At 31.7% G+C, this 19,129-nt stretch carries 16 protein-coding genes and 1 pseudogene; 3 read left to right on the plus strand and 14 right to left on the minus strand.

What is annotated here, in order from left to right:
- Nucleotides 1-249: 249 nt before the first annotated feature.
- The 7 genes from LG296_RS10860 to LG296_RS10890 all read right to left on the minus strand — a co-directional run bounded on the left by LG296_RS10860 (nucleotide 250) and on the right by LG296_RS10890 (nucleotide 9,080).
- Nucleotides 250-480 carry an acyl-phosphate glycerol 3-phosphate acyltransferase gene (locus LG296_RS10860; RefSeq protein WP_107933173.1) on the minus strand — a complete coding sequence of 77 codons (231 nt, stop codon included), beginning with the start codon at nucleotides 478-480 and terminating at the stop codon, nucleotides 250-252.
- Between the two features lie 122 nt (nucleotides 481-602).
- Nucleotides 603-1,544: a ribonuclease Z gene (gene rnz / locus LG296_RS10865; protein WP_107933172.1), complete on the minus strand. Its 942-nt coding sequence runs from the start codon at nucleotides 1,542-1,544 to the stop codon at nucleotides 603-605.
- Nucleotides 1,545-1,616: 72 nt separating this feature from the next.
- Nucleotides 1,617-2,831: a DNA polymerase IV gene (locus LG296_RS10870; protein ID WP_107933170.1), complete on the minus strand. Its 1,215-nt coding sequence runs from the start codon at nucleotides 2,829-2,831 to the stop codon at nucleotides 1,617-1,619.
- A gap of 396 nt (nucleotides 2,832-3,227) precedes the next feature.
- Entirely contained in the window at nucleotides 3,228-4,586 is a 1,359-nt protein-coding gene (locus tag LG296_RS10875) for an IS1182 family transposase (RefSeq protein WP_107933168.1), read from the minus strand.
- Nucleotides 4,587-5,106: 520 nt separating this feature from the next.
- On the minus strand, nucleotides 5,107-6,303 hold the full coding sequence (locus LG296_RS10880; protein WP_107933166.1) for an abortive infection system toxin AbiGii family protein: 1,197 nt from the start codon (nucleotides 6,301-6,303) through the stop codon (nucleotides 5,107-5,109).
- A gap of 1 nt (nucleotide 6,304) precedes the next feature.
- Nucleotides 6,305-7,156: an abortive infection system antitoxin AbiGi family protein gene (locus LG296_RS10885; protein ID WP_107933164.1), complete on the minus strand. Its 852-nt coding sequence runs from the start codon at nucleotides 7,154-7,156 to the stop codon at nucleotides 6,305-6,307.
- 928 nt (nucleotides 7,157-8,084) lie between these two features.
- Nucleotides 8,085-9,080 carry a DGQHR domain-containing protein gene (locus LG296_RS10890; RefSeq protein ID WP_107933162.1) on the minus strand — a complete coding sequence of 332 codons (996 nt, stop codon included), beginning with the start codon at nucleotides 9,078-9,080 and terminating at the stop codon, nucleotides 8,085-8,087.
- Between the two features lie 136 nt (nucleotides 9,081-9,216).
- Here LG296_RS10890 and LG296_RS10895 point away from each other — a divergent pair, with 136 nt between their 5' ends.
- Nucleotides 9,217-9,570, plus strand: a complete 354-nt coding sequence (locus LG296_RS10895; RefSeq protein WP_107933160.1) for a helix-turn-helix domain-containing protein — start codon at nucleotides 9,217-9,219, stop codon at nucleotides 9,568-9,570.
- Nucleotides 9,571-10,153: 583 nt separating this feature from the next.
- On the opposite strand, the gene LG296_RS10900 is transcribed toward LG296_RS10895, so the two are convergent.
- Nucleotides 10,154-11,647 (minus strand): multicopper oxidase family protein, encoded by a 1,494-nt coding sequence (locus LG296_RS10900; protein WP_107933157.1) that lies wholly within the window; start codon nucleotides 11,645-11,647, stop codon nucleotides 10,154-10,156.
- Nucleotides 11,648-11,934: 287 nt separating this feature from the next.
- Here LG296_RS10900 and LG296_RS10905 point away from each other — a divergent pair.
- Nucleotides 11,935-12,460, plus strand: a pseudogene (locus tag LG296_RS10905) (SRPBCC family protein).
- 220 nt (nucleotides 12,461-12,680) lie between these two features.
- Here the strand turns inward: LG296_RS10905 and spoIIP (LG296_RS10910) are convergent.
- A complete protein-coding gene (gene spoIIP, locus LG296_RS10910) occupies nucleotides 12,681-13,730 on the minus strand; it encodes a stage II sporulation protein P (protein WP_107933155.1) in 1,050 nt (349 codons plus the stop codon).
- A gap of 396 nt (nucleotides 13,731-14,126) precedes the next feature.
- On the opposite strand from spoIIP (LG296_RS10910), the gene spoIIP (LG296_RS10915) reads away from it, so the two are divergent.
- Nucleotides 14,127-15,041: a stage II sporulation protein P gene (gene spoIIP, locus LG296_RS10915; protein WP_404426986.1), complete on the plus strand. Its 915-nt coding sequence runs from the start codon at nucleotides 14,127-14,129 to the stop codon at nucleotides 15,039-15,041.
- A 38-nt stretch (nucleotides 15,042-15,079) separates the two neighbouring features.
- Here the strand turns inward: spoIIP (LG296_RS10915) and LG296_RS10920 are convergent, their stop codons facing one another.
- The 5 genes from LG296_RS10920 to LG296_RS10940 all read right to left on the minus strand — a co-directional run bounded on the left by LG296_RS10920 (nucleotide 15,080) and on the right by LG296_RS10940 (nucleotide 18,967).
- Complete coding sequence (locus tag LG296_RS10920; RefSeq protein WP_107933151.1) at nucleotides 15,080-15,712, minus strand: YdhK family protein; 633 nt, start codon at nucleotides 15,710-15,712, stop codon at nucleotides 15,080-15,082.
- 194 nt (nucleotides 15,713-15,906) lie between these two features.
- Nucleotides 15,907-16,272: a hypothetical protein gene (locus LG296_RS10925; protein ID WP_107933149.1), complete on the minus strand. Its 366-nt coding sequence runs from the start codon at nucleotides 16,270-16,272 to the stop codon at nucleotides 15,907-15,909.
- Nucleotides 16,273-16,700: 428 nt separating this feature from the next.
- Nucleotides 16,701-17,084 carry a DUF1259 domain-containing protein gene (locus LG296_RS10930; RefSeq protein WP_107933147.1) on the minus strand — a complete coding sequence of 128 codons (384 nt, stop codon included), beginning with the start codon at nucleotides 17,082-17,084 and terminating at the stop codon, nucleotides 16,701-16,703.
- Between the two features lie 321 nt (nucleotides 17,085-17,405).
- A protein-coding gene (locus LG296_RS10935) for an IS3 family transposase (RefSeq protein ID WP_404426987.1) occupies nucleotides 17,406-18,529 on the minus strand; the annotation gives its coding sequence in 2 pieces (ribosomal slippage) (nucleotides 17,406-18,283 and nucleotides 18,283-18,529; 1,125 coding nt in all).
- Nucleotides 18,530-18,685: 156 nt separating this feature from the next.
- Nucleotides 18,686-18,967: a hypothetical protein gene (locus tag LG296_RS10940; RefSeq protein ID WP_107937861.1), complete on the minus strand. Its 282-nt coding sequence runs from the start codon at nucleotides 18,965-18,967 to the stop codon at nucleotides 18,686-18,688.
- Nucleotides 18,968-19,129 lie beyond the last annotated feature (162 nt).

Raw genomic sequence — 19,129 nt, forward strand, 5'->3', positions numbered from 1 at the left:
TGTGAAGACTATCAAATTAACTAAACATCAATCATGTTACTAATGGCAACTCCTAATAGATTTTTGTTGAATATTCCACTTTTAATCATAATATTTCCTAGGAAATGTCGTTTTTTACTATTTTCATCTGTCGAAAGGTGTACTTTTTCCTAGTAATTTATTTCACCATTTTACAAATATCTCTTTTTTTCACATAAAAACGCGTGTGCAAATGTAGAAATTTGCACACGCGTTTTTAATTATTTTCGATTATAATACGCCAGCCCGTATACGCTTAACGATAGAATATGTTGTAAATACAGCCATTGGACCAAGTATTGCCACTAAGATAAGCCAAAAGTTAAGTGCTTCAGCAGCTCTTAAACCAGAAAAATTTGTAGCGATATATATTAAGACCCCAATCAATAAAATATAACTTATAACATTTGGAAAAATAACAAGTAAACGCAGAACTGCGGGACTTATTTTTGGTTGATTCATTCATAATCCCTCCCCAAGCACTATCATATAAAATTTCGCTCGAATAATCTATTATTTTCTTAATATAATCGTATTTTTCGACAAATTAAAAGCAAGCTTACAACAAGCCTGCTTAAGATGCTTTATTTATCTTCTAATAATTCGCTATTTTTCCATTCGAAGTGTGAAAAATCATTAGCAAAAAAACTATTTGGAAAAATTTCTTTTGCTTCTAATAGTAAGTCTTCAAGATCATGAGGTAGGAAGCGCGAACTTATATGATTTAAAATTAAAAACCCAGCATTGGCTTCCTTTGCGACGCGTGCGGCTTCAACATTTGTAGAATGACCATAGCTCGCTGCTAAATGCTCCGTTTTATGATCAAAGGTTGCTTCATGTACGACAACATTTGCATTTTCACTTAATTTTATTGCTGAATCACAGTATTTCGTATCCCCTAATACGGTAATTGTATACCCTTTTTTCGGCGGAGCTGTTACGTCTCTACTATACACAGTCCTTCCGTCTTCTAACGTTATATCTTCCCCATTTTTTAATTTCCCTAACAAAGGACCTTTGGGCACACCGAGTTCTTTAGCTTTTTCAATTAAGAGCTCCCCTTGTAATGGTTTCTGCTCAACTCGATAGCCATAACACGGAATTACATGTTCAAGTAACTGAGCATTAACAATAAATTGCTCATCCTCAAAAACTACGCCTTCTTGGACTTCGACATATTCGATAGGATAGGTTAAATGTGTCTTAGAAACATTAAAACTAGCCGTAACCCACTCTTTTAACCCTTTAGGCCCATAAATTGTTAATATATCTTCCCCACCCAAAAAGGACCTTGAACTAAGGAATCCTGGTAACCCAAAAATATGGTCCCCATGAAGATGAGTAATAAAAATTTTCTCCACCTTACGCGGTCTTATTGTCGTATGTAAAATTTGATGCTGAGTTGCTTCCCCACAATCAAAAAGCCAAACCGTTCCACGTTCTTCTAATAGTTTTAGAGCAAGAGCACTCGTATTCCTTTCCTTTGAGGGCATTCCAGCACCTGTTCCTAAAAATTGTAGCTGCATTTTAATTCTCCCGTTCGTAATACTCTATTTAATTTAATTTAGTTTTCCTTCATAGATCCTAATAGCCCTTACTTAGTTATCCTTTAAGTCCTCCAGGAAATCTTTGCTAAAGCTTGTTTTTGACGCATAACTTGACTTGGAAATCTCAATTCCCCTTTGTATGGCTCCTTTGCCAAATTTCTTCTCTATTTCATCGATCACTTCATAAATCGGCTCTTGTTTTGCGAAATCTTCAAAATTAAAAATTGATAGCTGCTCCACGGATTGTTTTCGGTCCATCACATTTGAAACCGTAATACCCAATAGCCGAATTGGAGCCCCATCCCATGATTTATGAAATAGTTTTACAGCTTCTTCATAAATTACATCCTTATTGTAAACCGGATTTTGGAATGTTTTACTCTTAGAATGGTTGTGCCAATCTGCATCTCGTATTTGAATACTTATTGTTGAACCACTAAGTTTTTTTGCATCCAATCGTTCGGCAACTTTTCCTGCTAATTTTAGAAATGTCTTTTCCAACTCTTCTAGCTCTGTTTCATCTATTGGCAGCGTGGTAGAATTGCCAACGCTTTTTGTTTCATATATAGAATTAGGATCTACTTCACGAGAATCCTCACCATTCGCACGCATTCTTAACCGAATCCCATTTTTCCCTAAAGCCTGTCGAATTATATATTCTTCTATATTCGCTAGTTCACCAATTGTATTAATCTTATGTGTAGCAAGCTTTTTTGCAGTGCTTTCCCCTACTCCATGCATCTCGATGACAGGTAATGGCCAAAGCTTTTCTGGTACATCACGTTTTCTTAGAATTGATATGCCCATTGGTTTTTTCATATCTGAAGCAGTTTTTGCAAGAAATTTGTTCGGTGCTATCCCTATCGAACATGGAAGGTCTAATTCATGAAAAATTCTCATTTGAATCTCTTTCGCTATCTCGATTGGATGTCTTGTAGATGCTATTTGAGTAATATCTAAGTAGCCTTCATCGATAGAAACAGGTTCTATTAATTGCGTGTAGCTCCTTAAGATTGTAAACATTGCCTTGGAGGCAACACGATATTTCTGAAAATCAGGAGGTAATAAGATTAATTCTGGACATTTGCGAAGGGCCTCTCCTACATTCATGGTCGTATAAATACCTTTGTGCCGCGCTTCATATGAGCTCGTAACAATAATTCCCCGACGTTCCTTTGGATTACCAGCTATCGCGATTGCTTTCCCCTTCAAATCAGGATTATGTGCTTGTTCAACTGAAGCATAAAAGCTATTCATATCAATCATTTATGATTAGTGGGAAAAATGTCTAATCGTTATCATTTATTGATACACTAGGCTCTATAGCTATATTTAACATAATAAACCTTTTAGACACAAATAAAACAGTAGATTACCTTTAAATTCATTAATTGTTATCTACTTGATAATATTTTATATGGTTTTATTAGACACTTTTTAAATTTTTTTGAGATTTATTTAAAAGTGAAACATATAAAAATTTTTCTTGTAATCAAATTAAATTATGAAAAAAGCGTAATATACAATTTGTATATTACGCTTCAGATTGTCGACAAAAGGCCTTCAGAATGGTCACATTCTGAAGGCCTTTTGTCTTTTTGAGATTCTTTTGGGTATTTTATAGTCTGATTTTAGTCAAAAGTACTCTTCGAGTATTATAATTTAGACCATTTCTGGAGCTTGCCATGTCCAATTGGCAAGCTTCTTTAGGTTCATGGCAGCAAAAGTAAGCATCGCTTGCATGGACAATTTTTTAATCCCTCGTAGGGTTGTCCAGCGCATACCATGCTTTTCTTTCGCATCCGCAAAGACACGTTCAATCGTCTCTTTACGTCTCGAATATATTTGTTTGATCTCGTTATGATGACGAAGATGATCCGCTTCCTCTACATATTCTGCCCAAATATGACGCTCGATGATTTTTCGGTGATCTTTACTATTCGTACATTGAGTAAGCAAAGGACAGGTTGCACATTGAGAAGGGTTCGATTTGTATTGGCGTTTACCTTCTTTAGTGGTAGTCGAATATTTAAGAACTTGCCCTTCCGGACAAAGGTAGCAATCAAAGTACTCGTCATATACATAATCGTGTTTCCGTAAAAATCCATCCTTCGTTTTTGGACGTGTATAAGGGAGTGCAGGTTGAATCTCTTGGTCAAATAAGAATTTAGTTATCGCAGGAGTTTTATAAGCAGCATCGGCAGCAACAGCAAGTGGCTTCTTCACTTTTTCCATAATCTTTTCAACAAGCGGCTGAAGAATATGACTATCATGAACATTCCCAGGTGTCACAATCGATCCAAGTATAAATCCATACCGATCAGCTGCAGCATGAAATGAATAAGCAAACTGTTTCGTTCTTTCATCTTTTACATAGTATCCACTTTCAGGATCTGTCGTACTTTGCTTAATTTCCTTCACTTCTTCTTTTTCAAATTTATCAGGTGGAAATGGCTTCTTCCCGTGATCGATACGATCTTGATTCAATTCTTCTTGAAGTTTAGCTTCATATGCACGAGTCTCTTTACGGACAATCTTCTTTTCGAATTTACGTTTATTCGCACTCGCTTTAACATGAGTTGAATCGATGAAAACATGATCAGCACTAAGTAATCCCTTATCTGCGATTTCTTTAAGAATACGATAGAAAATCTGTTCAAAGATATCGGTATCTTTGAAACGACGTTCATAGTTTTTACCGAAGGTAGAAAAGTGAGGTACTTCAGAATGAAAACCAAACCCTATAAACCATCGATATGCCATATTCGTTTCAATTTCTTTTATTGTTTGACGCATTGAACGAATCCCAAATACATATTGCACAAATGTCATTTTAATTAATACTACAGGGTCAACACTAGGCCGACCTAGTGTTGAATAAAGTGGTTCTACTAGTGGATAAATGAAAGAAAAATCAATAGCTGATTCAAGCTTTCTGACAAGATGATCCCGTGGTACAAGTTGTTCAATTGTAATCATCTCAATTTGATCACGTTCATTTATTTGATTTTTCGACATCATATCCATTCACCTCAACCTATATTTCAAAAGCTCTTAATACTATTTTAAAAGAAAAAAGACTGTAGGCAAACTCGAAATTTCGAGTTTGTCTACAGTCTGAAGCGTAATATACAATTTGTATATTACGCTTCTTTTTTATTTTTCTGATGAATTATATTTTAAGAAATTTTAGCGCCCGATTGCTCAAGCTCATCTCAAGAAATGCCCTTGTTATTGACTTTGAGGTACAGATTAAGAAATTCAGATATACCAAGATAAATTTCGGTATATACCCGTTTAATTCAGATAATACACCTACAGCGTTTTTTGCAATATCTAGAAAGTCTGATTGTTGTAGCTTTATAGTAAGTTTGATTAAAAATTACAATTAAATCTTAATTTCATCGCAAATAAAAACCTGTTGTTTAATTAAAGATTGTTCAAAACAATAGCTTATTTTTAGGAATTTTTAAATTATATGGCTCCTTATTATAATACCCGATAACACAAGAAGACCGTTTAAAAATCTGATGCCAACCACTTATATCATAATTTCCTTGGCATAATGAAATTCCGTTGTCTCTTTATCAAAAATTTCTATTTCTGATTCATTTAAGTAAAATTTCACAGATTGGTATGTCTTCTTCCCTTTGGGTGCAACTGTTATAAGTTTTATATTATCATTCTCTTCTTCAAGATCAATCACAATTAAATCAAATAAGTAAGCCAGCTGATAAAGCTTCAATTGAATACCTAGCAAATTAATTTCAACCTCATTTGTTAAACTAAACATTATTCCCTCTTTGCCCAAGACCTCGTGTAATTTTTCAATGCTTCCAACTCTGTTCATTGAAAAATTATTAAGTGTTATAAACTCTTTATAAGGCATATTTTCAATTAAACTTCTATATAATTTCTCAATAATTATTACATCCTCTTTGTCCAGCCCAATTTCCGGAATAAAATTTACATTTAATTTACTTTCTAATGATAGAATTTTTTTCCATATTTCTATATTTTTTGATACAGATTTGGCTTCTTCTTCATTAAATCTATTATTATTTATTTCATGTCCATTTATTATAAAATTGTTTGTGAGACATCCATAGTATAATTTCAAAGCATTAAGCATATCCAAAGTGCTTATTATCTTATCGAACTGAATTTTAAAATTAAAATTAAATGTCTTCTTTTTCTCATCTATAATATATGAAATTTTAAAGCTACCTTCATCAATACTTTCAAATTTTAATTTATTCATGTCGGCTAAGGGCATACGTTGAACCATAAATTTTTCATTTATGTCCTCTGTTTCTAACTTTAATTCAAATGGCGGTTGAAATGGTTCCGGAATAATTGAAATTTGATGTTCCCCTTTAATACTTTCTACTAATGGTAATTTAATCACATCACTCATACTGAAAAATTTATCATTAATAAACAATCCATCTTCATCATTCAATTTTATTTGCAAATTTCTTTGGGCGCGGTATAAATACTCTAAAGCTTCTGCATTATCTTTAGGAACAAAATCTTCAAATATAGGATCAGTATAATCAATCTTAAGCCCACCTATTTTTATTCCTTGAGTTGTTGGATTTAAAACTAATGCTCCACCCTCTAAAGTTTCATACTTAAATCCATTTGGCAATTTATCTGTTAATGCTTCTATTACTTCTTTAGGAACCTGATTTGAATTATTTTCGTTAAAAAAAACCTTATCAAAATTAATAAACATATTAAATATCCTCTCCTAACTCTTTGAAAACCAAAATTTTACTAAATAATATATACTGTTCTTCGTCAGTGGCTACTTTGTTGCTGATGATAAAGCGTATTAGTTCTGTTCTATCTTGTTCTGAATTAACTATGATATATTTTATATTTTCAAGTTTGTAATGTAACCATAAATCTGGTTTTTTAATTATTCCTTCCGAATAACTGTTTAGGCTTCCATAATTTATATGAGGGGGAATCACGATTTGCGGAAGTTGGGTTTCAACCTTATTAAAGTCGGGGATAAATCTCCATTCTTTCTCATCATGGAAATTGCGGTCTTCAATTTCATCCTTTCCAATTTTCATCTGCCCATCTATTGGTTTCATATATAACAAATGATGTAGAACATAGTTCTTAAGGTATTTCACAGACTCTTTATTCTCAAAAGTATTTTCTAATGCAATATTAAACGCATCACTAAAATCTTTGCGTAATCTCGAATCCATATTTATATAATGAATAGGTTGAATTCCTTGTTCAATTCCCCATGTTTTATTAAGACCAATTCCATACGCCCCATATTTATGAACATGAAATTTCAATTTATTAAAATGAATATCACAAAAACAAGACATAGGAAAAGCAATTTTATTTATCCCATTGATATTTAAGTAATTAATATCTTCTTCACAATATCGAGGTAATATGGCTTTATGTAATAAAATTGTCTTTAAATATTCTATGTCCTTCATAAATTTAAAAAGTACATTGGCACTTTGTACGGGTTTTATGTATTGTCTATTATTTTCTCGAGGTACATTTCCCTCACCGACATAAATTTTCTTCTCATTTCCATGCTTTTGTTCTACCAAGCAAAATCCACATCCTTATTCACAATATTGAAAATTATAATTATACTTATTATACAGAAATGGATTTATTATTCTATATAATAAGTTTCTTGAATTTTATATTGTTGTTTATAACCTATTGGTTCATTTTTGTACTCTATAAAAAAAGGTGTAATATAGTGTTTTCCTTAAATTTTGGGACCACATTTATTTATCACTCTCTCTATTTGAAGGTTGTTCTTCATAGAACTCTAATACCTTCGGGTGATTTAACCATGTAATCATTAAATAAAAATCATTATTGGTAATCAGTCGAATTTATATCGTATACTGTATTGTTATCCTTATTTTTTATCCCCCACTCAATTAAAAATTTGAAGTTCCAAAATGATATTCAGTCTAGCTAACCTGCTTATTTTTTGCGTTACAAAAGGTACCAAAGCGTTGTTTGGAAACTACCTTAGATAAAATCACTTAAAATCAATTGTTTTCTTAGAGTAATCTTTTTCGGCTTAATCCAAAAATTGTAGATGCAAAGAAAAGTTACCAGTACTTAACCACATAGTGATTCCATTCACCTTCTAATAAAGTTATGTTTGTTAATATACATAATTGCATTAAACAAATTGAAATATATAATATATAGAATGTCTCATATAAAATACCTCCAATTTAATTTCATTTTAATAACATACTACTTCTAGACAGGGCTATAAGAATCCTTTAAAATGCCCCAAAAGTGTCGTTTGGTAACTTTCATAAAAGCTTATATTCAATAATATGGCCCTATAATGAAAAAATAAGCGCTGTTCCTTGTTACAGAAACACGCCTATTGTGGAATAAGATAAATTCCTGCAAACACAAGTTTTTGAAACACAAATAAGATCCCTACTATATTATTGAAAGTAGGGATCAATACTGTGATAAATTTTGAGATTTTTCAATCACTTAGTTCCTTAAGCAATTTAAAATATCACTTGCTAACATATTTGCTCCAGGTAAACCTTTTATATACTTTAAATCTCCATTTGAAGACCAATCGATCTCTTTTAAATTTACTAATATATTTGCTATTTTTACTGAATCTACTTGTTGTGGTTTAGCTAAATAATTATCATTTAATATTTTATTTCCCGCTATTGCTAAGCCATACAAGCAAGTTATATGTGTGATTTTATAATCTTTGCTATCTTCCCACTCTTCAGGAAATAATTCTTTGATTAAGTTAAAATAAAACAATGCGATATTAAGTTTTTTTTCTTTAGATAATCCCTCTAATTCTGACTTCTTAGTTAAATATTTAACAATATTATATAAGTTTTGAAGAGTAATATTTTTCTCTTTTGTTCTTTTTCCTATTAGTGTTCCTTTACTGAAGAACGGACTCTCCGGCTTAAGAATTAAATTTGTTGCTATCCAACTAATTTCATCATTTCCTCTATTGAGATAACGGCTTAATGAAGTACCTATACCTTTTGCTTTGGTATTTATAACATCGAATAATTTAATCTCTTCATCTTCATCTAAAAAATGAAATGCTAGAAACGGAACATTTAAGGTTGTATCAGTTTCCTTTATATACGCTTCAATTCCACCTAGTCTATGTTGACCATCCATTAAAGTTGCTTTCTTTTTACAAATTAGCCTCCCATAATTTGGACGCAGATTATCGTATGAATGGAATTCCCAATGCCCAGCTGCATTCAATAATATTGGTGTATAGAGAGCCTCTTCCCCTTTAGATAGATAATTAGCAAAATCCTTACAACGTTTTTTATCTATAGGACGTTGATATCCTTTACCTGAAGGATCATTAAATAGTTTTGAATATGAAAAATTAACTGCCACTTGAGATGATACAAAACCTTGATATGTTACACGACCACGCATCTTTGATTGTATTACGTTTTCTATTGCTATATTTGAAAGTAAGTCATTACTCATATAAATAATTTCTCCTTATTAAAAATTTGACACTTTGAAATTATATAACTTATAAGTTAAATTTTCAATAAAAGTTATCATATATGTATCTGTAATCATTTGATTACCTCACATAATCTTAAAGTGAGGTGATTATGTGGATAATTTAGTTAAATTAGTAGGGTTGAATATAAAAGAGATTAGAAAATCAAAAAAAATGACACAAGATGAACTTGCTGAAAAATGTGGTCTACAAACACCATATATAGCAAATGTTGAAAGAGGAGATAGAAATATCACTCTACAAACATTAGAAAAAATAATAACAGGTCTTGATGAAGTTCCCGCAAACATCTTTAATTTCGAAAATTTAAACCTTAATGATCAATTTTTTAAGAGAAAAGAATTAATAACTCTTTTATTAAATCTTATTGAAAATAAAAACGAAGAAGAAATTACAATGATTATAAAAATTGCAAATGAAATTTTTAGTACTTATAAAGTGAAATAAAAAACAGCTTGTAGATATTTGTATCCACAAGCTGTTCTAATCTTTAATTTCCTAGAATCCTAATTAGCATTTTTACTATTACTAATTTAATTAGATATTATATGCAATTTATCTCTTTGTTCAATATTTGAATAAATTCGACATACCACTTTCATTCCATCTTCAATATTTTAAACGTGAATATCAAAGAATCTTTATTTAATACTTTGATATCAATTTCCTCAATCGAATTAATAATATTAATAAATCGACTCTTGCAATTTCAAAAGCACTTTTGATATCTCTCTCTTCTATTTTAAATTCAATTAAATTTATTGGAATATAGAAATTATTAAGTATATATTCTTTTCTTGTTTCACTCTCGTTACCAAGTAAACTTACAATATAATCTAACTCCCCCATATTTATTAAGATACATGATAATATGACTCTATAGAGGTTTATTAAGTAATTAGTGGTTTGCTTTTTTATAACTACTTCTAACCTCTTTCATTTTGTTCAAAACAATTTCAGCTAGTAATTGAAAATATTAATATAACTACAAAAAACATAATTTATCTTTAAGATGCTTTATAAATTATCTCTACTTCACTTCAACTTGTCCCATCATCCCGTTTTCTTCGTGTTCAAGTATATGACAGTGGAACATATATACTCCTTTATTATTGAATTTCACAGCTAGTTTAATTGTTTGCTTCGGTTGAATGGCAACAGTATCTTTCCACCCTTGGAGACTTGCAGGTGGTTCTTTTCCATCAATTGAGACAATTTTAAATTGAGTTCCATGAATGTGAAATGGATGCGTCATTCCCCCCATCATATCTGGTTTATTATAGAGTTCCCAAATCTCTGTTTCACCTTGTTGTTGGGTAAAGTCAATTCGGTTCATATCAAATTTTTTACCGTTAATAGTTACCATATCTCCCATTCCGAAAAGTTCAATTTTTTTCGTAACAGGTAAATTACGCTCTTCTTCAGTAACTGCATAATTATTTAATGTTTCTGGTAGATCAACCGAATTTGACTTTTGTTCATCTATTTTAAAGGGTAACAAAACTGCACCATTTTCATTGATTATTGCAATATCTTCTGATGGTTTGTACTTTGAAAAATCAACAACAATCTCAGCTCGTTCTCCAGTTGTTAAAATTATTTCAGTAAGTTTCGTTGGTTTATTTAATAGGCCACCGTCTGTTCCAATTTGTTGGAACTTATCACCTGTATTTAACTTAAATGTATATTCTCTGGCATTAGATCCATTTAATAAGCGTAGTCGGATTTTTTCTTTTCTAACTGTCAGTTTTGGATTAAGTGTTCCGTTAATTAATAACGTATCACCCAGAGTCCCATCTTCATTTAAAACAGCTTGGTAATCTAATTGTTTATCATTAGAAAATTCTCTGTCTTGGAATACTAACGGAAAGTCATTTACTCCATATTCATTTGGTAAAGCTAGATTTTTAGAATTTTCATCTTCCACATAAATTAACCCCGCTAACCCATTGTACACTTGCTCAGCTGTAGCACCCTCCGGATGTGGGTGGAACCATAATGTAGAGGCTTGTTGATTTACTGTAAACTCTACCTCTTTAGTTTCCCCTGGTTGTAACAATTGATGAGGTCCTCCATCTCCTGCTCCTTGTACATCTAAACCATGCCAGTGGAATGTCGTTGCTTCTGACAAAGCATTGTTTGTGCGAAGTTTTATTGTATCACCTTCAGTTAGTCGAATGACTGGACCTAAAAAAGAACCATTGTATCCATATGTGGCAGTTTGAACACCATCAAAGATTTCAGTTGTTCCTTTTTGAGCTGTAATATTATAAACAATTCCTTTTTCATTTTCAGGCTCAAGTAATGGTGGGAGTACAAGTTCGTTCTCTCCTGTAGAATTTTTTAATTCAACAGGTTCTGGATCGCCCTCCATTTCCATTCCTTCCATATCCATCATTTCTTCTTCTGACATATTCGAATGATCCATAGACGCATTTCCATTGGATTCAAAATTATTTCCACTACATCCCCCAATGATTACAATACCAAGTAATAATGAAGTAAATAAAACTTTTGAATTCATATTATCTCCCCCTTATATATATCACACTTGTAATGTAACAAATAAATATGAAAAAAATATGCATTTTTAAAGCACCATGGCTTTTTATCGTAAAATTAAATAAAGACTCTGTTAAACGTTAATATTAATAAAGGCGAGAAAGCAAGAAGAAACCCTAATAAACTGGGTTTCCTTAATACTTATTCAACTAACATTACCAGTTACTTTAAGTACTAACCTTCACAGTCTTTTTCGATAGATAAATCAGAAAATTCTTTATTCAACTTACTATTAATGCTATTCTACAAATGAAATTATTTACAAAAGGAGGATTTGTTTTAAGAACCACTACAAATGATAGAACCATTAGTAATGAAGTTACAATTAACGCCCCTTTGCATTTAGTTTGGTTCGCTTGGACAATATCTGAACGGGTTTCAGAATGGTTCCCACCTGAAACAGTCGTAGAAGCTATAGAAGGTTGGGCTTATGAACTTTATTTTTATTCCTGGGAATAAAACTGGAATGAATACCAAAGGTTGCAAGATTGTTAAACTTGTTGACGAGAATGAATTACGATTTACTTGGAAAGGCCCAGATCAATTTGAATCTATAATGAATAATGAAAATGAATTAACTACTGTAAATGTTAGTTTTGAACCAGTTGATACCAACACTACTAAAGTTACTATTGAACATACAGGATTCAAAGAAGATGATATTTGGAAAGAAGCATTTGAATGGCATCAAATGGCATGGTCAGGTGTTTTAAGTAGCTTAAAGTCTGCTCTTGAAAAAGGTAAAGGCAGTTTATGTTGCCAACTTGTGAAATAAATTAAACTGCACAAAACCATCTATTATTCAGAATTTAGTAGATGGTTTTAATAATTCGGTTCTTACTTTGAAAAATCCAAAATTATTTAAACTGTAGCCCTTAGTTTAATAAACAGGTATCCCTATCAACATTTACTTTTAAAAGAGCTTATAAAAAAAGATGCCCATCTTTTTCGGACATCTTTCAAAAATTAATATTTGCAAAAATTTTGGCCTTCCATTACTCTTCGCCATGCCAATAGAATTCACTTAACACTTCAGCAAAAGCTTCAGTAGAACGGTTAAGTTCTTCAACTGTATTATCTACACCGCCAATTTCTAATATAATGGAATTTGGCGAAAGATCTTGATTATAGACCCCATTTCCTTGACTACTACTTTTTTGTAAAATTCCTTTCGATAGTCCTGGATATAAAGTATCTAACATTGTTTGTAATTCATTTGCAAACGCAAGATTCTTCTCATAATCTGGATGTCCAGTACCCACCACAAAAAGTAACCTAGCATACTTTAAACCGTTTATTTCAATTGAAGTATTTTCTTTTCTTAAAGAGTCACGATGTACATCAATAAAATAGGCCAAATCCTTATTTTCGCTTTGTGCAGCACTTACTATTTCTCCTGATAAATCATATGAACTAACATAATCTAAATTATTTGTCTCTAATAGTTGTACTATATCTGATGTATCAACTTTTGTCCCTACACCATTACTTTCTAAAGCTCTAGCAAGCATTTTCCCAACTAAAGTAATGTTTACTACTGAATGATAAGCTTCTTCTGGTCTAAATGTATTTTTAAGATAGGGCAAAAAAGATTCTCTACTATGGGTATGATAGACGAAAACTACATCTTTTCCAAAAGTAGAATGCATTTCAGGTCTTTTGGGTGATTTCATATTTTCGAAAATAGCTTCTATGTTTTCAAATTTAAGTTCTCTTTTCTCAAAAAGAGACTTCATTGAAGGTTGATATTCATCACGCTCTGGTGGACCTAAGTTATTTTCTTTTTCTATTTCTGTATTTTCACCAAATGTATCATTAGGTTTCTTTGAATTACTCGAACCATCGCCTACATTTCTTTTAGCAGGTAAAGTAGTTTTATCAAAAGTTTCACTGTTTTCATTTTTATTAGGTTCATTAAAAAACATAAACCATAGGAAACTCAGAAACCAAAGGAAAAATAATATTAATGCAAAATTTAAAAGAAGTACTAGTAAAGTTCTTTTTTTGGGACTAGCCTTTTTATTCTGTTTTAATCTTGGAGACATTCAGTTACTTCTATCCTTTCCTGACTCTCATTTCGTTTGTATCCAATGCGAATAATAAAAACTTATTTTTGTAGTAAAAAATTTATAAAAGTACGAACAATTACAAATTTATTTTTTGTTAACTACTTATTATAGCCTAAATTTCGTTTCTCAAAAATCGAAAACATCCCAGCTGGACCTAAAATTTTCATCATAGCACCAACTCATTTTCATAAATTCATTGACTTACCTTATTAATAAGATTGATATATTGTTCTCTTTTATTTGCTATTAAAAAAACATGGCTAAAACTAACCCCTTATAAAATTTAAAAGTTAAAATTTCATATTAAAACTTTAATTTTTTTATTAAATAATAATTTCACCTCTGACATATAGTGTTGTGAGGTGAAAAGATGTGCAAAATAGGATACTAATATTCTTTGGATTTATATTACTATTATTTATATCTCCAATAGTTGTTGCAACTTTGGATAGTAATGCTACACTCCTTGCAAGTACAAATACAAGTACTGAACAAGAACTAGTACCCACAACACAACAAGAGGACTTAGCTATTGCTGAAAAAATAGAAAGTAACCAGCTTGTATATTCTACTAACAGTGATACCCGCGATACCCCCTTAGATAATACTAAAGAAATAGTACCAAGGAATGCATTAATACTGTTTACTCACTCACACGAAGCCTTTAAACCGATAGTTAAAAGTAAAGATGGGAAAACAGCTGTTTATGATTCCACATCTAATATTATGTCATTTAACGAGACAATTAAAAATTACTTTACACTTAATTCAATAACTGCAGATTTTTTGGAATTCAATACAATGGATGAAATGGCAAAAACTAATCGAAAGTTTTCTGAGGCTTACAATATAGTTAGACCTGCCTTAGAATCTCAGATTAATAACAAAAAATATGACATAATAATAGACTTGCACAGGGACTCTGCAAACCGGGAAATTACAACCCTTAATTACCAGAATGAGACTTATGGAAAACTATACTTTGTTGTCGGCGAAGAACATTCAAATTACCTTGCGAATAAATCTTATGCTCAAAAGATGTCAACGCAATTAAATGAATTGATCCCTGGTATTTCGCGTGGTGTAATTAGTAAAAAAGGAGATCATGTTGATGGCGTCTATAATCAAGATCTCGCAGAAAATATGGTATTGATTGAGCTAGGTGGCATTGATAATACTGAAGAGGAAATTTCAATCGCACTCTATCAGTTCTTTCAAAAGCCATTTCAACTATTCTTCAAGAAACACTCCCAACAGAAAATGTTAATTAACACCCTAAAATTATAAAGTACACCTTGAAAGTTCAAGGTGTACTTTAATTACAATTATTCAGTAGCAGAAAGTTCACTTTCTGTTAACCACTTATGATTTGTTACTTCAACGCCTGTTGTAGAAGTATAATCTACTATATAGACTGTTGTTTCTTCTGCAGTATCAATTGTTGCTGTAGCTCCTTGCATCCCTTCCATGTGATCTGCATTAATCGTTACTTCATCACCTTGTTTAAATGGTTCATCTCCTGCTCCTTCTAACTCTTCATGGATTACCCACTTATGATTTGTTACTGGCTCTCCACCATTTGTAGGAGTGTAGGAAACAGTATAAACAGTAGTATCATAAGCGCCTACGATTGTAGCTTCAGCACCATTCATGCCTTCCATATGATCTGCTTGAATTGTCGCTTTACTACCAACAGGAAATGCAGGAGCAGCTGATTCTTCTAATCCTTCTGGAATTTCACCATCTCCTGAGTGATTCATTGAGGAATGATCCATGTCCTCCATTCCTTCAGATTCATCAGTCTCTTCCATTCCCTCCATGTCATGCCCGGACATTTCATTTGTTTCTTTTTGAGCTGTTTCATTTTGATTTGCCTCTTCATTATTATCTCCTGAGCATGCGGAAAGCACTAAAGCTGCAGTCAATGAAATAATACTTATCATAATTTTACTTGTCATTATATAGTCCTCCTAAAATTTTCTTCATTTTAATTTATCCTACTTCTCGTAGTATAAACTTTAAATTTGCAAAAATTATGCAGAAAAACTTTTTTAATGATTACTTTAGTTGAAATGACAAATTAAAAACAAAGTTAATCAAATTGTAGATTAGCTTTGTTTTTTATCTAAATCTAAGTTATTCATAGCTATTCTTAGTTAAAAAATTTTAATAGAAAATAAATCATTAGACATAAAAAACTAATTCCTAAAAGCGAAAAACTTATCCATTTAAAATCGTCCAGTTTTTGCATTCTTTTATATTCTTTATAACTAATTTCTCCAGTGGCAAATTTTAAACCAATAGAATCTGGGTTTACAACAAAAGAGTTATTATTTTTATCTTTGAGCACGAGCTTTGTAATAAGATTCTTACTATCCCATTGTTTCTTTGAACTTTCAGAATTTAAATATGTCCCCTCTATTCCTTCTACTCGAACGACTCTAAACAATGAACTTTTATTTATTTCCTCATACATTTTATATGCAAACTGTTCAATAAAATCATTATTAACACACAACTCTCTCACCTCAATAACTTTTTAGATTCATTTCATTTTATATAGTGTATTCTTTAATTCTAATACTTCTTATAATACTTTAATAATAAAAAATCCACCTAAAGTATGTAGGCGAATTAATTACTTTCACTAATTAATCGATCTTTAAACAATTGTGCTTATACAACACCCATAATTGTACTTAGTGACATGATTGCCTCTCCAATTTCAGGAGTAATAACAATCTATGCACAGGAACACCTACAGCAAATCGAATGGCTATAATATTATAACCTGAAGCCCATATTAATTTTTGTATCATTTTTCTGCGACTTGATTTTAAGGTTTTAATGTACTAAAATGAATTACTATTTACAATAAAGAAGTTTGATTATTCTATCTATGTACTCCACAAATCGAACCCGATTGTCGAATATTACTTTTAAATGTCAAACAAATCTAAGACGTGCTTCTTTTGCTGCCTCAAAACTTCTTCTAGCGAACTCTTCCGGATCCATTCCAGCATTCTCCCAATGCATATACATTAACCTTGGTTCTTCAAACAACCAGTGGTTATGGAATGCAGTTACTTTAAGCCCTCTTTTTTGTAAAGCATCGAGCATTGGATTAACTTCTTTTTCAAGGAGCACAGTTTCTCCTAGGTTAAGACCATTTTTTTCAAAAGATAACATAAATGGTAGTACTAATGGAGAAAGAGTGCGACGACCTAAAATGGTTGCTCCAATATCTCGAAGACGCATCACTACACAAACAAGAGTAGATTGAATAACTTCACCACCGATAATATCCGCAAGATTTTGACAAGTTGACATATTTATTCCTCCTTACTATATTTACTACTATAGTTTATGAAGAATATGTGAGGCATTCATAGGCAAAAATAAAGACATCAATAAAAGATAAAATAGTTTACTAATAGAAGTAAAAAATTTAATTATTAAAAATAAGCGCTATTTTATTTAAGATAAGCCACTATAATTAAATAATAACTTCCATTTTCTGATTTAGTTGAAGAGATTTTCGAAAGTGTATAGATCAAGTGAGTTCCAATATAGTTACTTCTCTTCTTACAGTATTAGGCTCTAACTCAACATGGTTTCTCATTGGAATGTCAACACTAAACTGGACAATCTTTATAAGGACCTGTTCTTGAATTCCACTGGCGATAAATAACCTAGTGTTCCGTGAATTCGAATGTTATTGAACCAATGAACATAATCATTAAGTTCAAGAGCGAGCTGTTCAAGAGAAGCGAAGTGTGCTCCGTTTGCGAATTCGGTTTTAAATACTTTGAACATCGCTTCGGCCACGGCGTTATCATAGGGACAACCCTTCATACTTAATGATCTTTGAATCCCAAATGTTTCTAGTGCCTCTGAAATTAGTTTGTTATCAAACTCTTTTCCACGGTCTGTATGGAACATCTTGATGTTATGTAAATTCCCTTTAATGCTGGCTAATGCTTGATACACAAGGGCTGCTGTCTTATTAGGACCGGCACTGTGACCAATAATTTCACGGTTGAAAAGGTCGACAAATAAGCATACATAGTGCCATTTTTTCTCAACACGGACGTATGTTAAATCACTTACAACTACAGCTAATTGCTCTTCTTGTTTAAACTGACGATGTAACTCATTTTTGATGGGTGCTTCATTACAGGTTTGTTTATACGGCTTGTATTGTGCCACGGTATACTTTGATACCAGTCCTAATTGTTTCATGATTCGACCGATTCGACGTCTAGAAACTACCATCTTCTGCTTCTTTAATTCTACTTTTAGTTTACGAGTACCATAGTTACTACGGCTTTCTTTAAAGAGTCGTTCAATCTCGTTGGAAAGTTCTACTTCCTCTGTGTTATGTGCTTCTTTTTCACTCAAATTGGCATGATAATAGTATGTGCTTTTGGCGATGTTGAGGACGTTACACATTGCTGATATTGAATATTTGTGAGCGTTATTTCGAATCACATCTATTTTCGTCCCATGATCAGCGCTGCTTGCTTTAAAATGTCATTCTCCATCATTAAACGTTGATTTTCTTTACGTAATTTTATTAACTCATTTTCTTCATCAGTACGGTTCTCTTTCGCAGTGAAGGCCCCAGTTTCTTGATGGTTTTTAATCCAGCGATCTAATGCAGATGGCGTGATTTCATATTCTCTACAGATATCTGCACGAGACTTTCCATTTTCATAAAGCTTGACTAATTGAAGTTTAAATTCTGGTGTAAAAGTTCGACGTTGACGTGACATAGTAGCACGCTCCCTTAGGTTAGTATGTTAAGTCTACTAGCCCTTATAGTATCTGTCCAACTTAGTGTAGCCGATTCACATAATTAGAAATTTATCACAAGAAAAAATCCTGCATACACAGGATTTTTAATTAAAATTCACTATTATTTTCATTCTTTATTTCTCTTCATTATTTGTAGAGATGCGATAAACCACTTTCATTCCATCCTCATTATTTCTAAAAGAAAAAATCCAATTATTCACAGTAATCACTTTGATTTCAATTTCCTCAATAGAATTAATAATTCTAGATAATCGATTTTTTGCTACCTCAAATGCTCGTTTGATATCTGTAACATCTATTTTAAATTCAATTAAATTAATTGGAATGTAGAAATTATTTAGTATATATTCTTTTCTATTTTCACTCTCATTATCAAGCAAACTTACAATATACATAGTAGTTCCCCTTGTTAAATCTCATACTATTTTTTTAAAAAAGCAGATTAACTCACAATTAGTGAGGATGAATTTATTTGCAACAAATAATATTGGCCACTAAAAAGAATGCTAAAAGATAATAATTATAAGGTTTATTTTTCCTATACTACACCTCCGTAA

The organism is Ureibacillus chungkukjangi, assembly GCF_044795995.1.
Classification (GTDB): domain Bacteria; phylum Bacillota; class Bacilli; order Bacillales_A; family Planococcaceae; genus Ureibacillus; species Ureibacillus chungkukjangi.

Coding starts and splice junctions, on each gene's coding strand:
- LG296_RS10940 (WP_107937861.1), bottom strand. CDS start 18,967: ATGTATATTGTAAGTTTGCTTGATAATGAGAGTGAAAATAGAAAAGAA.
- rnz (WP_107933172.1), bottom strand. CDS start 1,544: ATGCAGCTACAATTTTTAGGAACAGGTGCTGGAATGCCCTCAAAGGAA.
- LG296_RS10875 (WP_107933168.1), bottom strand. CDS start 4,586: ATGATGTCGAAAAATCAAATAAATGAACGTGATCAAATTGAGATGATT.
- LG296_RS10900 (WP_107933157.1), bottom strand. CDS start 11,647: ATGAATTCAAAAGTTTTATTTACTTCATTATTACTTGGTATTGTAATC.
- LG296_RS10870 (WP_107933170.1), bottom strand. CDS start 2,831: ATGATTGATATGAATAGCTTTTATGCTTCAGTTGAACAAGCACATAAT.
- LG296_RS10930 (WP_107933147.1), bottom strand. CDS start 17,084: ATGTCAACTTGTCAAAATCTTGCGGATATTATCGGTGGTGAAGTTATT.
- spoIIP (WP_107933155.1), bottom strand. CDS start 13,730: ATGTCTCCAAGATTAAAACAGAATAAAAAGGCTAGTCCCAAAAAAAGA.
- LG296_RS10880 (WP_107933166.1), bottom strand. CDS start 6,303: ATGTTTATTAATTTTGATAAGGTTTTTTTTAACGAAAATAATTCAAAT.
- LG296_RS10890 (WP_107933162.1), bottom strand. CDS start 9,080: ATGAGTAATGACTTACTTTCAAATATAGCAATAGAAAACGTAATACAA.
- LG296_RS10920 (WP_107933151.1), bottom strand. CDS start 15,712: ATGACAAGTAAAATTATGATAAGTATTATTTCATTGACTGCAGCTTTA.
- LG296_RS10860 (WP_107933173.1), bottom strand. CDS start 480: ATGAATCAACCAAAAATAAGTCCCGCAGTTCTGCGTTTACTTGTTATT.